Source organism: uncultured Campylobacter sp., from assembly GCF_937890585.1.
Taxonomy (GTDB): Bacteria; Campylobacterota; Campylobacteria; order Campylobacterales; family Campylobacteraceae; genus Campylobacter_A.
The window spans coordinates 1-15,389 of sequence record NZ_CALACG010000204.1; the positions used below are offsets into that span (position 1 = coordinate 1).

Below are 15,389 nucleotides of genomic sequence, written 5' to 3' on the forward strand. Positions count from 1 at the left end.
CTTATGACGCCATCATGAAACATATCTATAAAGCCCTCTTCGTAGGCTACGCTTTTAAGCTCATCTTTAGAAGCGCCATTTGCAACCATACTTGCTATATGGTCACTAATAGGTAAAATTTCACTTATCATCTCACGTCCTAGATACCCAGTTTGTGAGCATTGTGGGCATCCGACACTTTTATAAAACTGGTAGTTTTCAGGGACAAATTTCTTAACCTCGTCAAATGTCTTTTGAGATAGAGTGATCTTTTGTTTGCAGTGTGGGCAGAGCTTTCTAACAAGTCTTTGAGCCTCTATACAAACGAGCGCGCCACTTACTAGATAAGGCTCGATGCCCATATCTATCATACGAGGAAGTGCGCTAATGGCATCATTTGTGTGAAGCGTAGAAAAGACAAGGTGACCAGTAAGTGCCGCTTGTATCGCTATGCGAAGCGTCTCTTGATCCCTGATCTCGCCTATCATTATGACGTCTGGGTCTTGTCTCAAAATAGAACGGAGCGCTGAAACAAAGGTGAGTCCAGACTTTTCATTTACATGCACCTGCTGGATCATATTTAGCTGATACTCAACTGGGTCTTCAACGGTGATGATCTTAGTTTTTATGCTCTTTATATCATTTAGTGCGCCATAAAGCGTCGTTGTCTTTCCTGATCCTGTTGGGCCAGTGACTAGGATTATGCCATAAGGCGCTTTCATACTCTTTTTAAATTTAGCAAAGTTGTCTGGGTGCATGCCAAGGTCCTCAAGGTTGATGATGACCTTTGACTTATCCAAAATTCTTAAAACTATACTTTCGCCGTTTAAGATAGGTAGTGTCGAGATACGAAAATCATACTCTTTGCCTGCAACTTGAGCCGAAAAGCGTCCATCTTGCGGCTTTCTCCGCTCCGCTATATCCATATTTGAAAGTAGCTTCATACGGCTAACCATCGGCGGATAGATATCTTTATCAAATATAAATGTCTCGCTTAGCATGCCGTCGATCCTGCTTCTTACGATGCAGTTTGTCTCGGTTGGCTCGATATGGATGTCGCTGGCTCTGCTTTGGATAGATGTTTTTAAGATGATCTCGATTAGCTTTAAAATTCCAGAGTTTTCAGTGTTTTGACCTTGACTAGCTGAGCTTGAAAGCTCTCTTCTGATCTCTGTTATCACATCTTTTATGCTCTCATTAAGCGCTAGCTTGCTTATATATTTTTCTATCTGCGAAGGCTGTGCGACGGCGACCTTTAAAAGCTTGCGGTTGAATAAATTTTGCACCTTATCTTGAGCAATAACGTCAAATGGATTTTTAAAGGCGACATATACGCTTATCTCGTCCTCTTTAACAGGGATAGCGTCGTATGATTTTAACTGTGCGGTGCTTAGCTTTTCGCTGATACGGTAGTCTATATCGATATCATCAAGGTCAAAGTAGAGAATTTTAAATTTTTCACTGATAAATTTGATAAATATCTTGACGTCAAATTCAAGATCGTTTGAAATTTCGTCCATATCGACGTGGCCGCGCCTATATACGTCAGACAAAATATCTAAAAAGTCATCTTCAGATATCAGCCCTTCGTCTCTTAAAATTTTAACAAGCCTCTTATCATTTTGCTCATTTATAGCTCTTATATTCGCGATCACTTCGCTGCTTAGTTTATTTGTCTGCTCTAAAGTTTTTAATATTACGTTTTCTACATTTTTCATTATCTATACTCTATTTGTGATTTTAAGTCGTTATTTTTAAAAATTTTTAGCACCAGCTTTGGCGTCTGCCCAGTTGTCGCGCTTATCTCATATCTCGTGTCAGAATTTGCCTCTTCAAAGATAAAGACACCAAGCTCCTCAACATACTCTTTTTTTACAAATTTATCAAACAAAAACGAAAGTATATAATCGCTCTTTGGAAGCCTTATATAGCTTATATCCACGCCATCTATCATAGCGTGAAATAAGAGCTTTTTCTTAAACAATATATCGGCAAAATAGGCCGCATTTTCTCTTGACTTTTCACTTTTTACTAGCTTATCTATCGGAGTTGCGAGCCTGTTTAGATCATGCACTTTTATGCAAGCGATGCCAAACATAGAAATTTGCTCTTCGTTGCTTTGGGTTTTTAAAAATTCCTCGACCTTTTGGTTGCAGACCTTTGCGTAGTTTGCGCTGTTAAAGTCGTCTCTTATCTCAGTTAGACTTACAGCGTAAATTTGACAAACTAAAACCAAAAATAGGGCGATAAATCTCATAACGTTCCATCTCTCATTTTACTTATTAGCGTGTTTATCGAGGCTTTATTTAAATTTTTATTGTACTCGTTTAGCGCTTTTATGGCATCATCTTTTTGTTTTAGCTTATATTTTGACTTTGCAAAGATGATCCAAGACTCCTCTAGGCTATTATCTATATCGTTCGCAGCGAGCGACCACTTTATAGCCTCTTTGAAATTATTATTTCTAAAATTTAATTTCGCAAGCTCAAGCGCGATAGTTGGGTTATTTGTCTTTAAAAACTGATCTTTTAGCGTCACCTCTTCATTTGAAGCAGACGAAATTTGGATATTTACTCGCTTTCTAGCTGGTTTTGCCTCCAGATCTATCACTTCATCTTGTGGCACAGCTACGCCGCCAAAGCTATCGCTGATCGAAGGCTCCTCGTCAGGTATGTTTAGCTTTAGCCAGCCTTGTGAGCTTCTTTGTTTTTTGGCCTCATTTTTTGAAGTGTCGTTTGCTTCAGTAACCTTTACGACCTCTTCAAGCTTTTTAGCTATCTTATCAGCTAGCTCATCTTGCTTTTTGCCTTCTTCAAATTTAGCCTTTGCGACCTCGCTTTTTTGCTTTAGCTCGCTAAGCACGCTAACATTTGTCTCATTTTTTTCTGAAATTTTAGCTACGGTTTTACCCATAGTCGCATTTTGAGCTGGAATTTGCTCTGCCACTTTAGCCTCATTTGGAGTTTTTTCTATGCTAAGGACTATCAAAGCAACAAGTAAAACGATGATGAGAAAAAACTCTATGATCAAAATTTTAGAGTTTTTTGCATTAAAAATTTTAGAAAATAGGCCATTGTGCTTTTTTGAGTAGCTCTCGTAGAGCTTTTCAAGTCTTTGTATCTCTTGTGGTTCAAGCATTGATCAGTCCCGCGTCCAGTGCAGCCATAGTTAGGATCATGATATTTGCCTTATCTGTGTTTAGTTTTGATGGCTGGTTTTGTTCATAATACTCACAAATTTCATAAAATTTATACATGATTTTATTTAGCGTTCTTAAATTTCCACCGCAAAATGAGTAGGCGCACTCATAGTCTTTTTTATCAAATTTAAGGTATTTGTCATAGTTTTTTTGGCTAAGTTTTCTTTGTAGATAGATGATGATCTCGCCAACGTCAGCGCTACTAAGCTCGATGCTCTCCCAAATTCTAGTTTGAAAGTAGTCCTTTGCCAAGACGTCCTCATTTTCAGTCTTATGTATCGTAAAAAGAAATTTAAAGAGCCTTGTATCAGCCATGAGCCTTATTTTCTCGATGAGCTCAGTCGGGTAGAGCTGCGCCTCGTCCAAGATGACGGTCATTTGATTTTTTAAAATTTCATCTTTGCTGGCGTAGTCTTTTGAATAAAATTTGATAAAGGTTTCAAAGTTATTTATATCATCAAGTTTTTTACCAAAAAGCTTCTCGCAAAGCGCTTCGATAAATGTCGCCTCGCTAAAAAAAGGGTGCGGGAAAAATATGATATTTTTGTCGTCCTTTAGATCATTAGCTATTTTGTTTAGCAAAAAAGTCTTGCCGCTACCTGGTTTGCCATAGAACAAGATAAGTTTTAGCGGTTTTTTTAGAGCCAAAACTATCTTGTTGTAGCAGCTTATAGAGTTATCTAAATTTACGAAATTTAAGCTCTCGTCTTCATCTATGAAAACATCTTTTATCTGCGTATAAATGTTTGTGTTATTCATAGATAGTTTTTGAAAATCCAAGGTCTTTTAGCGACTGCTGAACTGGTTTTGGATCTTCAAGATCAACAACTCTTGGCGTGATGACGAAGATAAGCTCAGTAGTTCTTATGCCATCTCTTGTGCTTTTAAAGACGTTGCCTATCAAAGGTATGTCAGCCAAGAGCGGAACTGCTGTGTTTTGCTTATTTTTAGTCTGTCCGATAAGACCGCCAAGCACGATAGTATCGCCGCTATTTACTTGAACAACAGTTGAAAGTTTTTTCTGAACAGTGTCAGGCGCTATCTCTCTAATGGCTGTATTTTGACCTCTTGTATCGTCTTCTGCGTATTTGAAGCTACTTAAGCTTGGGTTGATGCGAAGCATGATCTTGTTGTTGTCAGATACTTCTGGTAATAAATTTAATAAGATGCCAATAAATACAGAGTATTGTTTATATGTAGTTGTTAGTCTGTCGCTGTTACTATTGCCACTATCTGTTTGCTCTTGAACGCGGTAATTGATATTGTCGCCAACTGAGATTAAGGCTTGTTGGTTGTTTAGTGTCGTTACTTTTGGACTTGAAACGACCTTTGCCTTGCCATTTGTCTCAAGGAAATTTATCATACCATCAAGGCTAAAGTTTAAATTTGCAGCGATATTTAAAGTTTTACCAAAGCTATCTGTTGGACTATTGCCTTTATTGCCTATCCATTTTGCACCTGAGCTGTCACTAGGATTTGCATTTCCGATATATGTATTAAATCCAAGCTCAAATTTACTCCAGTCAACGCCTTGTTTATACTCGTTATTTAGATCAACTGCGATGATAGAAACATCGATAATGACTTGTTTTTTGAGTCTTCTTTGCATTTCAGCGATATATTTTTCAACACGTTTTAGCTGTGATGGGGTAGCTGTAACAGTGATAAGTCCAGCATTTTGGTTTATGATAGGGTCAGGTGCTGTGATATGCTCGCTGTTATTGTTTAAGATAGCTTTTAGCTCAGCGTCAAGCTTCTCCCAGAAGTCAAATTTCTCAGTTGTTCTTATTAAGTTATTTTCATTTTTTATGTCATTTGAGCTAGTGTCACTGCTTGAGCTATTGCCTACTTCTGATGGAGAGGCATCGACTGAAGCTTTTGTGATGGCTGTGCCCTCACGGATAGAGGTGATATAGTCTATTTTAAAAATTTTTGTTTGAAGTGATGAGATTTTTAAGACATTATTTGAAAACTCATAGCTTAAATTTTTCTCATTTAAAAGCAGATCAAAGACCTCGCTAAGGCTCATATTTCTTATATTTACGCCAAAAACCTTTTCATCAAGCTCTTTTTTGCTGTAAGAGTCTTTTGCGACGATACTAAAGTCACACATTTCTGAAAGTTGGTTTAAAACATCGCCCAAAGTGACATCATCGGTGATCTTCATGCTAAAGTTTTTGCTTAAGCATGTACTTGGTTTTGCCATGATAGGAGTGGCTAAAAATGAAGCCAGAGCCGCTGTTATAATGATTTTACTTAATTTTGATACCAACATTTTTACTTCCATTTTTAAGAGTTAGTTCTTGTTTTTCGTCATCTTTTGCGATGACAACCTTGCTGTTTTGCACGCCTATGATCTTATAGTCATCAACCATATCACCCACTTTATACCACTTGCCATTTATGTTTGCCTTGTTTAGCAAAATAGCCTTTAGCATAAGTCCCCTTGAATGAGAATATGAAGTTGCATTTTGATCGCTTTTTGTTGTAGCTTTGGGCAAATTTTGTTTAAACGGATCTTGCAAGCTAACGATCTCGCTGCTTTTAAGGCCCTTTCTTTGCTCTTTTATCTTAACAAAAACTTCATCATAGTTTTTCATCTCGCCTTCAAACTCGTTACCAAAGAGGCTTGCTGCCAAAATTAAAAATATTCCAAATTTTTTCATCAGTACTTCATGCCCCACACTGAGATAGAGATCTTAGCTCCAAGATCTTTTTGAGTAGAGTTTATATCCATTTTATGTAGATCTACAACAAGTTTTGACTCTTCTAGGCTATTTATGTAGCTTAGCATATCTTTGAAATTTCCCATAAAAGTAAGATCGATATTTAAAATTTGCTCAATTTTTTGGAAATTTGGCTCTTTTATATCGCTTTTTAGCTCCAAAATTTTTATATTATTTTGCTTTGCCAAAAGTACGATACTGTCAAGAAAATTTGCCCAGTTTTGATTATCAAAGAGCAAAAACGAGAGCTCTTTTAGCTTTGTATCAAAATATGAGTTAAATTTAAGCACATTCGTATAGCGATTTTTAAGGCTGTTTAAATTTCTATTTTCTTCATTTATCTTGAAATTTCTATCTCCATCTGGCGAGCTAACAGAGTCAAGGTAGCTCTTGGTCTGCTCTAGCTTTGTCGTGATCACCGTGTGGTTATTAAGCTTTTCATCAAAGAAATTTTGAGCTGGATCAAAACAAAGCATGTAGATAAGATAGCCGATGACTAAGGCTGATCCAAGAAAGATGATATTTGACTCACTAGGTTTTTTGCTCTCAAAATACCTATCCATTTTGCTTAAAATATCTTGTCTCATTGTCTTATCTCTATGCTGATATTACTTTCGTACTCGTGTTTTACGTCGTCTGAGCGAATTTTTTTAGTATTTACCAAGTATTTTTCATCTTTGCTGATATCTTTTATCAACTGCGTTATCCTTTTTTCGTTATCGCTTATCGCAGTTATCGTTAAATTTCTGTCGTTATTTACGACATTTGTGATCGAAACTGCATTCAAATTTAAAATATCGGTAATCTTAAAAAGATTTAAACCCTTCATCGCGTAATTATCTTTTTTATTTTCGATCTCAGCAAGCAAATTTTTTCTAAAATTTAGCTTTTCATTTTCTTTTTGAGTAAGCCCTCTTACACTCTCTTGCTCTTTTGAAATTTTAGCTAGCATCTCTTTTATCTGCATTTCTTGAGCATTTAAAACGCTGTATTCGTCACTTAGTCTTAAAGTATCTTTTTCTAAAAAAAGTCCAGCTATGTAGTTGTACGCTGGATATAGCATGCTTAGCACAAACGCGGCTGCACATGTGAGTAAAAACTGACCACTCTTTCTTTTTGCAAATGGCTCAGGGCGAAGCATATTTGAGAAGTTAAAGTCCGCATTAAAGGCATCTTTTGCGAAAAATCTAGCATATAGCGCCATTACATTGTGACGCTCTTCTATAACAAAGCTTTTGTTGTTAATAGCGATGTTTGTATTGACCCTCTCAGTGCTCATGCCAAGCTTAGTTGAGATGAAATTTATAAAATTTTCTATCTTGTAGTCGCAGTCTATGTAGAGATTTCTAACATTTACGTTGTAAATTCTGTTGATAATATTGATCGTGTCGTTTATATAGAAAATACAATCTTCAAAAACGGTGTTTAGATCGTAGTTAAAGCCATCTTTATCTTTATCGACAAGGCCTCTTCTAGATAAAATTTCAAGAAATTTATCTTCACTCATGCGCTCGCCGCTTTGCTCTGAAAATTTATCCTTAAGGTATGAAAGCGTGTAGCGGACCGACCTTGAAGTTAGGTATTCGCCCTTTGAATATACGCTTAAAAAGGCTTCATCTTTTCTAATCGTCACAAAACAATCCACATCAGTGCTGGCTAGCAAACCTTTTTTGTATATAGCCGAGTAAAGTAAAGGCTCTGGTACGATATAGTCGATATATGTTACTCTTCTTGCTATATTTTTAAAAATTTTATTTATTTGCTCATTTACAACAATAAATACATTAAAAATTCTATTTTCACCGCTAGTTTGAGTTTCAAAATAAATTATTTTATAATCAACCGCTGGGTCAAGAGAGAGTTCTTCATATATTTTTACTGAAATAATATTTTCTATATCGTCGCTATCAACACTTCTAGGTATATCTATAGTCGAAGTTATTAGATCTTTGTACTCGATATACGATATAAAAAAGTCACGTTTGTTAGCTGCTTTTGATAGATTAAATGCGTCTACGCCACTATTGTGATAACGAAATCCTTTGTACTCATAGGGATCAAGTGTGACTATAGAAATCTCGCTATTTTTTTTAATATTCATCATGAATTTAAAACCTTCTTAAACGCTTAAGTAGTGTATTTTAATATCTTTAAAATAAAAAATCAATAGCCGATTATCTGATTTAGGCTCTTTTCTTCTTTGCTCCAGCCTTTTTTAACGACTACATCGAGCTTTAGAAAGACCTTTGTGTTGGTTAAATTTTGTATTAACTTTCTTGCAAAAATTCCAATTCTTTTAATGGTTTCACCATTTTTTCCGATGATCATACTTTTGTGGATGTCACGCTCCGTGATGATGCTCGCATAAATTTCAGTTATACCTGTTTTTTCTTTTACGCTTTTTATGATCGCGTCACTAAGATAAGGTATCTCATCGCTTAAATTTTCATAGATCGCTTCAAGTATAAATTCTCTAAAAATTTCCTTCTCGTTTGTCGGTGTGAGAAATTCTGGATCGTAAAAGTACTCATGCTCTGGCAAAAACTTGCAAATTTCATCAAGAAGCGGCTTTTTATAGGTAGGTTGCTTGGTGCTAAAAGTAAGAAGTGATGCAAATTTATCTTGAAATTTCTGATACTTAGTGATCTTTTCAAGCACTTTTGCATTTGAGCTCTCATCGACTTTTGTTAGCACTAATATGTGTGGTTTTTCTGGATTTAGAGCTAGAAATTTCTCATAGTCGCTTGTATCATCATGGATAGGCGCTAAAAATACGATGAGATCGCAGTCTCCCATCGATTTTATAGCTTGGCTGATTAACAGTTGATTTATCGCCTTGTTGCTCTCGTGAAGTCCTGGCGTGTCAGTAAAGATGATCTGATCTTCGCCATTCATCACTATGCCATTTATCTTTCTGCGAGTTGCGTTTTGCTTGTGCGAGACAATGGCGATCTTTTCGTTCAATAAGGCATTTAAAAACGAGCTTTTGCCAGCATTTGTGCGTCCTATGATGCTAACAAAGCCTGATTTCAAAGTATATACCTCGCTAGATCTTGATCCTCAACCACGTCTTTTAGGCGCTCTTTTACAAGCTCTTTTGTCACATTTATCTTCTCGCCACTCTTTTCGCTAGCCTCAAAGCTGATATCTTCTATCACGCGCTCGATCACCGTGTGAAGGCGTCTAGCACCGATGTCTTCCATCTTTTCATTTGCTGCGTGAGCGATCCTTGTTATCTCTTTTATCGCTTCATCGTCAAATTCTAGCTCGACGTTTTCAGTTGAAAGAAGCGCGATATATTGTTTTAAAAGCGAATTTTTTGGCTGAGTTAAAATTTGATAAAGCGCATCCTCATCAAGACTATCAAGCTCGACCCTTAGTGGGAAACGGCCTTGAAGCTCTGGGATAAGATCGCTTGGTTTGCTTATGTGAAAGGCGCCAGCTGCGATAAACAAAATGTGATCTGTCTTTAAATTTCCAAATTTGGTATTTACATTTGAGCCTTCAACGATCGGCAGTAAGTCTCTTTGCACGCCTTCTTTGCTTGGGTCTTGCCTGTTTGAGCTACCTGAACCAACGGCTACTTTATCGATCTCGTCGATAAAGATGATGCCTTCGTTTTCAGCTCTTCTTAAAGCCTCTGTTTTTACGCTCTCAAGGTCTAAAATTTTATCATTTGCTTCGCTTTGAAGGGCTTTTTTAGCGTCTTTTACCTTCATCTCTTTTTTGATATTTTTACCACCGATGCCAATTATCTTTATAAAGCTCTCTTGCATCTGCGCCATATCAGGCGGTACGTTTGAGCCAGCTTCAAGAGGGTTTTGCTGCACTTCTATCTCGATGCTTAGCTCGTCAAGTTCGCCATTTTTTAGCCTATTTAGCATTTTATCATAGCTTTTTGCGTACTCTGCTTGCTTCTCTTCGCTAGCACCTTTTGGAAGTGGTGGCAGTAGTTTTGAGACGATCTTTTCTTCGATGTAGGCGTTTATCTTATCTTGATTTTTCTCGCTTTGCTCGTTTTTTACGAGATTATATGAGGCCATTGCAAGGTCTCTAACCATGCTTTCAACATCACGGCCGACAAAGCCAACTTCAGTGTACTTACTAGCCTCTACCTTGATAAATGGCAGCCCCATCATCTTTGAAAGACGCCTTGCGATCTCGGTTTTACCGACGCCAGTTGAGCCGATCATCAAGATATTTTTTGGCATGATGTCATCTTGCAAGCTCTTTTCAAGCTTCATGCGGCGATAGCGGTTGCGAAGTGCGATCGCTATGATCTTTTTGGCATCCTTTTGACCGATCACATAGTCATCTAAAAATTTAACAATTTCTCTTGGTGTTAAGTTCATTTTCTCTCTTATTCTAAAACATAAGTTTTGATGTTTGTATTTGTATAGATGCAAATTTCGCCGGCGATCTTGAGGCTCTCTTTAACTAGCTCCTCTTCGTCGATATCGGCAAATTTATCTAAGGCACGGGCCGCTGAAAGGGCGAAATTTCCGCCACTTCCGATAGCTGCTATCTTGCCATCTTCTGGCTCAACAACATCTCCAGTGCCACTAAGTAAGAAAATTTTATCCCTATCAAGCACAAGCATCATAGCTTCTAGTTTTCTTAGATACTTGTCTTTGCGCCACTCTTTGCTAAATTCTATCACTGCCTTTAGCAAATCACCCTTTGTATGCTCTAAATTTTTCTCAAACATATCAAATAGGTTAAACGCGTCAGCAGTGCTACCAGCAAAGCCAGCTAGAACTTTGCCGTTGTGAATTTTGCGAATTTTTACGGCGTTGCCTTTTAAGACGGTGTTGCCAAAGCTTACCTGGCCGTCGCCGCCGATGACCGCTTTATTTTTGCCTTTGTAGGCTAAGATGGTTGTCGCATGAAACATCTACTCTCCTTGCACATCAACCTTTAAGGTCGCATTTATCGAGTGACCAAGCTTTATAGAGACATCATAAAGACCAACTGCTTTTAGGTGTGTGTCTAGGTCGATAGCCTTTTTCTCAACTACCAAATGATGCGTCTTTTCAAGCTCTGCTGCGATCTCTTCTTTTGAAACTGAGCCAAAAAGCGAGCCATTTGCGCCAAGAGTTTTCTTGACGACGACTGTCACTTTTGCAAGCTCTTCTTTTAGTTTTTCTAAATTTGCGATCTCATATTTTAGCTCTTCAGCCTTTCTTTTTTGAGCTGCTTCGTATTGGCGGAGCACGTCTGGAGTGGCTGCTTTTGCAAAGCCTTTGCCGATTAAGAAGTTATTGCCGTAGCCATCTTTTACCTCTTTTATCTCACCAGCTTTTCCAAGTCCTTTTACATCTTTTATTAATAATACTTTCATTTTTGTCCTTTTTAAAATTTATTGTTAGTCAAATTTTCGCCCATTTTTGCGTGCGATTATAAAGCGAAGTGCATTTAGTTTGATAAATCCTTCCGCATCTTTTTGATCATAAACGCTATCTTCTTCAAACGTGCAGTATGCCTCGCTAAAGAGATTATCATCTTTGCTGTTTCTACCAAGTATGGTCACGTTGCCTTTATAAAGCTCAACTTTAACAGAGCCATTTACGTGCTCTTGGCTCTTGTCGATGAGTGCTTGGAGCATATTTCGCTCAGGTGACCACCAGTAGCCGTTATAAACTAGCTCGGCATATTTTGGCATGATCTCATCTTTTAAGTGAGCTGCACCGCGGTCAAGCGTGATGCTCTCTATAGCTCTGTGAGCTTTTAGCATTATCGTTCCACCCGGAGTTTCGTAGCAGCCGCGGCTCTTCATACCAACTGAGCGGTTTTCTACGATATCAAGTCTGCCGATGCCGTGTTTTGCGCCAAGGCGGTTTAGCTCGGTTAAAATTTCAGCTGGGCTCATTTTTTTGCCGTTTATGCTCACTGGATCGCCTTTTTCATAGCCGATCTCGATGATCTCGCTCTTATCTGGGGCATTTTTAGGATCAACGCACCATCTCCACATATCATCTTCTGGTGCGTGGCTCGGGTCTTCAAGTACTAGGCCTTCGTAGCTTATATGAAGTAAATTTGCATCCATTGAATATGGGCTTTTACCTGGTTTTTTGGTGATATCTATGCCGTTTTTCTCAGCGTATGCCAAAAGTTTTTCACGGCTGTTTAGATCCCACTCGCGCCATGGAGCGATGATAGTTAGATTATCGCCAAGCGCGTAGTAGCCAAGCTCAAAGCGAACTTGGTCGTTGCCTTTGCCTGTTGCTCCGTGGCTCACGCCGTCAGCACCAACAGCTCTTGCGATCTCGCTTTGGCGTTTTGCTATTAGTGGGCGTGCGATCGATGTGCCAAGCAGATATTCACCCTCATAGATGGCATTTGCTCTAAACATTGGAAATACATAATCACGTACAAATTCTTCTCTTAAATCTTCAATAAAAATATTTTCAGGTTTTACGCCAAGCGCTAGGGCTTTTTTGCGTGCAGGCTCTAGCTCTTCGCCTTGTCCGATATCAGCTGTAAATGTGACTACTTCGCATTTGTATTCGTCTTGAAGCCACTTTAAAATAATACTTGTGTCAAGTCCGCCTGAGTATGCTAAAACAACTTTTTTTACATCTTTTTTCATAGCTGTCCTTTTGTTGAAATGGTCGTATTTTAGCCTAAATTGATTAATCTTTAATAAATTAATCTACTAAATAATGTAAGTATTGTTTTATAAAAATTGCTTTTATTGTGTTTATATAAATTTTATTTTTGATAATTAATATTGTTTTTATGCTTACTTTGTTAAATTTGCATTTCGCTTTCATTATCAAAAATTAAATTTAACAAAAGGATATCCGTGAATAGATCAAATTTGATCGCTATTTGCCTTAGTGCTTGTGTGGCAAATTCTCTCTATGCAGTAGAGAAAGATAATAACGAAACCAAGCTAGATGGCGTCGTAATAAGTGCGAGTGGCTTTTCGCAACAGATAAAAGAAGCCCCTGCAAGTATCAGCGTGATAAGCGGTGATGAGCTAACAAAAGATAGCTTTACCTCACTTCACTCAATCGCCCAAAAGGTGCCAGGCGTAAATGTTGTCGGTGGCGAGGATGGTTCAGCTAGTGGCATCTCGATACGCGGCATGGAGAAGTCTCAAACGCTAGTTTTAATTGATGGCAAAAGAGTAAATTCAAGTAGCGCAAATCCAAAGGGTGGAGCAGGGGATATGAACTCAAATTTCATTCCGCCAGCTGAAGCGATCGAGCGTATAGAGGTCATCCGTGGCCCTATGAGTTCGCTTTATGGTAGCGACGCGGTTGGAGGCGTTATAAATATCATTACTAAAAAAGACTTTTCAAAATTTAGCGGTAACGTCGGTATCTCAACCACAATAAACACTCACAAAGGCATAGGCGACGGCAGGCAAGGGGATTTTTACCTAAATTTGCCTCTTTATAAAGAGTTTTTAGCGCTTCAGCTTTGGGGATACAAAAAGCTAAGAGATGAGGACAACTATAAAGGCGGATATCAAAAGAGCGACAAGAGAAATTTAAGTGCAAAACTTTGGATCACGCCAGATGAACACAATAAATTTTTCATCCTTGGCTCAAACGAAAGACACGACTACTCGCGCACCGTCGGCAAAACAGCCGATCCAGACCCAAGAAGAAGACCATTAGATAATTATGACTACGAGAAAAAGAGCTATGGCGTGGGCTATCTTGGAGAATTTGATAGTCTAAATGCTGATCTTAGTTACATTTATGATGAGACGCAAAGAACAAGCCTTTTTGACAAATTTATACCAGCAAAAGCCAAAAATCACAACTTCAACTCTAAATTTACAACGTTTTTTGGCGCTCACGCACTAACTTTTGGCTATGACTTTCATAAGCAAAATGTCGGCACAACCTTCATCGTCTCAAACGCTTCAAGAAACGGCTTAAAAGACCCAAAGACCTACTCGATGAGCGAGCATGCGGGATTTATCGAAGATGAGTGGCAAATTTTAGATGAGAAGCTCTTTTTAACGCTTGGCTCAAGGCTCACGCACAACGAATTTTTTGGCAACCACCTCTCGCCAAGAGCCTATCTAGTCTATAATGCCACAGATACGCTAAGCCTAAAAGGTGGTGTAGCGACTGGCTATAAAACACCTAATGTCAATCAAATTTCTCCAGAAGTAGGCACTATTCAAGGTGGCTGGAGGATAGTTGATTTTGGCAACAAGGACCTAAAACCAGAAAAGAGCACGACTTATGAAGTTGGAGCATATTATGATAATCAAGCTGATTTTAGAGGCTCGGTAACGCTTTTTAGAAATGAATTTAAAGATAAGATCCTAGACACTGACGGCAGTAAAAGAGTAAATGGGATTCCAGCCTTTGGCACTTGCACAAATGCACCACACGTTACTTGCCCTGGTTGGGGGACTTACTTTAACATAGAAGGTGCGACCGTTTGGGGCGTAGAGCTAAGTGGCGACTATGACATCCTTTCAAATCTAAATTTAAGCTCAAACTACACCTACAATAAGTCAAAGATAAAAACTGGCAACCCAACGATAAATACGCCAAGAGGCCCTATGAAATTTAGCCAAACTGGGCTTAACAGACTTGATGGCAAAAGCCTAACAGCAACGCCAGAGCACACATTTCACGCCACGCTTACATATAAGCCTATAAAGAGCGTAAAGACATTTTTTGGCACAAACTATGAGAGCAAGCTAACAAGCGTAAATTTTGGTGCTGGTAATAGTGTAAGAGAGAACACAAAAGACCTACTCACCTTCGATACAGGCGTCAGCTGGGATGCAAACAAGCACCTAACACTTAGCCTAAATGCTTATAATATCTTTGATAAAGTAAGATACGATGAGGCGCTTGTGGGAAATACATATTACTTTTATCCGCAAGAAGGCAGGAGATTTTGGTTTAAGGTCGCTGCAAAATGGTAAGAGCCTTTAAATTTTTGCTTTTTACGCTTGGTGTGACGCAAATTTTACAAGCAGCTCCGCAACAAACGCCTGAGCCACTTAGCCAAAAAGCCGCTAGTAAATTTGAAATTTCAACCTTTAAAATGAGCGCAAATGATGAAATTTATAAAATTTTCACAGCCAAGCTAAAGGGGCAAGATGAGTTTAAAAACGTGCTTTTCTTGCTTGACGCAAACGCCCAGTTTAACATGCTCTTAAATGAATTTGATGGCAAGGCTACACCGCTAATAATAGGCATAGGATATGACACGGACAAAAGCTACGAAGTAGAAAAACGTACAAGAGATCTCACGCCAAAGGCGAAGGGTGAGGAGTTTAGTAAAGGTGGTGGCGCAGATGCGTTTTACCACTTTTTAACTAAAAATTTAGTGCCGCTAATCGATGAGAAATTTAACGTGCAAAGCAGCCAAAAAAGCCTTTATGGACACTCTTTTGGCGGTCTTTTTACGCTCTATGCCTTGCTTAAAAATGAGGGCGTATTTTCAAATTTCTTTATCGCTTCGCCATCTCTTTGGTGGGGTGAGTCTGAAATTTTAAAGCA

At 38.4% G+C, this 15,389-nt stretch carries 15 protein-coding genes; 2 read left to right on the forward strand and 13 right to left on the reverse strand.

The genetic code is table 11. The features are described from left to right. From Q0296_RS05950 to Q0296_RS06010, 13 genes are all read right to left on the reverse strand, one after another. The coding region (locus Q0296_RS05950) for a GspE/PulE family protein (protein WP_298037984.1) at positions 1–1,697 on the reverse strand (1,697 nt) is incomplete at its 3' end. Then, a complete protein-coding gene (locus Q0296_RS05955; protein ID WP_298037991.1) occupies positions 1,697–2,236 on the reverse strand; it encodes a hypothetical protein in 540 nt (179 codons plus the stop codon). The genes Q0296_RS05950 and Q0296_RS05955, both read right to left, overlap by 1 nt. Next, the gene (locus Q0296_RS05960; RefSeq protein ID WP_298037995.1) at positions 2,233–3,117 is read right to left on the reverse strand and encodes a CDC27 family protein; all 885 of its coding nucleotides are present in this window, start codon (positions 3,115–3,117) and stop codon (positions 2,233–2,235) included. The genes Q0296_RS05955 and Q0296_RS05960 overlap by 4 nt, the downstream gene beginning before the upstream one ends. After that, entirely contained in the window at positions 3,110–3,937 is an 828-nt protein-coding gene (locus Q0296_RS05965; protein WP_298037998.1) for an ATP-binding protein, read from the reverse strand. Before Q0296_RS05965 ends, Q0296_RS05960 begins: the two co-directional genes overlap by 8 nt. After that, the gene (gene mshL, locus Q0296_RS05970) at positions 3,930–5,453 is read right to left on the reverse strand and encodes a pilus (MSHA type) biogenesis protein MshL (protein ID WP_298038001.1); all 1,524 of its coding nucleotides are present in this window, start codon (positions 5,451–5,453) and stop codon (positions 3,930–3,932) included. The genes Q0296_RS05965 and mshL overlap by 8 nt, the downstream gene beginning before the upstream one ends. Further along, positions 5,431–5,844 carry a hypothetical protein gene (locus Q0296_RS05975; protein ID WP_298038004.1) on the reverse strand — a complete coding sequence of 138 codons (414 nt, stop codon included), beginning with the start codon at positions 5,842–5,844 and terminating at the stop codon, positions 5,431–5,433. The genes mshL and Q0296_RS05975 overlap by 23 nt, the downstream gene beginning before the upstream one ends. Next, positions 5,844–6,491, reverse strand: a complete 648-nt coding sequence (locus Q0296_RS05980; protein ID WP_298038009.1) for a hypothetical protein — start codon at positions 6,489–6,491, stop codon at positions 5,844–5,846. Before Q0296_RS05980 ends, Q0296_RS05975 begins: the two co-directional genes overlap by 1 nt. After that, the gene (locus tag Q0296_RS05985; protein ID WP_298038012.1) at positions 6,488–8,008 is read right to left on the reverse strand and encodes a C4-dicarboxylate ABC transporter; all 1,521 of its coding nucleotides are present in this window, start codon (positions 8,006–8,008) and stop codon (positions 6,488–6,490) included. The genes Q0296_RS05980 and Q0296_RS05985 overlap by 4 nt, the downstream gene beginning before the upstream one ends. Before the next feature lie 59 nt (positions 8,009–8,067). Then, complete coding sequence (gene era, locus Q0296_RS05990; RefSeq protein WP_298038014.1) at positions 8,068–8,937, reverse strand: GTPase Era; 870 nt, start codon at positions 8,935–8,937, stop codon at positions 8,068–8,070. Continuing rightward, positions 8,934–10,256, reverse strand: a complete 1,323-nt coding sequence (gene hslU, locus Q0296_RS05995; RefSeq protein ID WP_298038020.1) for an HslU--HslV peptidase ATPase subunit — start codon at positions 10,254–10,256, stop codon at positions 8,934–8,936. Before hslU ends, era begins: the two co-directional genes overlap by 4 nt. An 8-nt stretch (positions 10,257–10,264) precedes the next feature. Continuing rightward, entirely contained in the window at positions 10,265–10,798 is a 534-nt protein-coding gene (hslV, locus tag Q0296_RS06000) for an ATP-dependent protease subunit HslV (protein ID WP_103567505.1), read from the reverse strand. Continuing rightward, complete coding sequence (gene rplI, locus Q0296_RS06005) at positions 10,799–11,245, reverse strand: 50S ribosomal protein L9 (RefSeq protein ID WP_009293837.1); 447 nt, start codon at positions 11,243–11,245, stop codon at positions 10,799–10,801. A gap of 24 nt (positions 11,246–11,269) precedes the next feature. After that, positions 11,270–12,493 carry an argininosuccinate synthase gene (locus Q0296_RS06010; RefSeq protein ID WP_298038033.1) on the reverse strand — a complete coding sequence of 408 codons (1,224 nt, stop codon included), beginning with the start codon at positions 12,491–12,493 and terminating at the stop codon, positions 11,270–11,272. A 216-nt stretch (positions 12,494–12,709) separates the two neighbouring features. Between Q0296_RS06010 and Q0296_RS06015 the strand changes: the two genes are divergently transcribed. Beyond that, entirely contained in the window at positions 12,710–14,809 is a 2,100-nt protein-coding gene (locus Q0296_RS06015) for a TonB-dependent receptor (RefSeq protein ID WP_298038038.1), read from the forward strand. Beyond that, the coding region (locus Q0296_RS06020; RefSeq protein WP_298038042.1) for an alpha/beta hydrolase-fold protein at positions 14,803–15,389 on the forward strand (587 nt) is incomplete at its 3' end. The genes Q0296_RS06015 and Q0296_RS06020, both read left to right, overlap by 7 nt.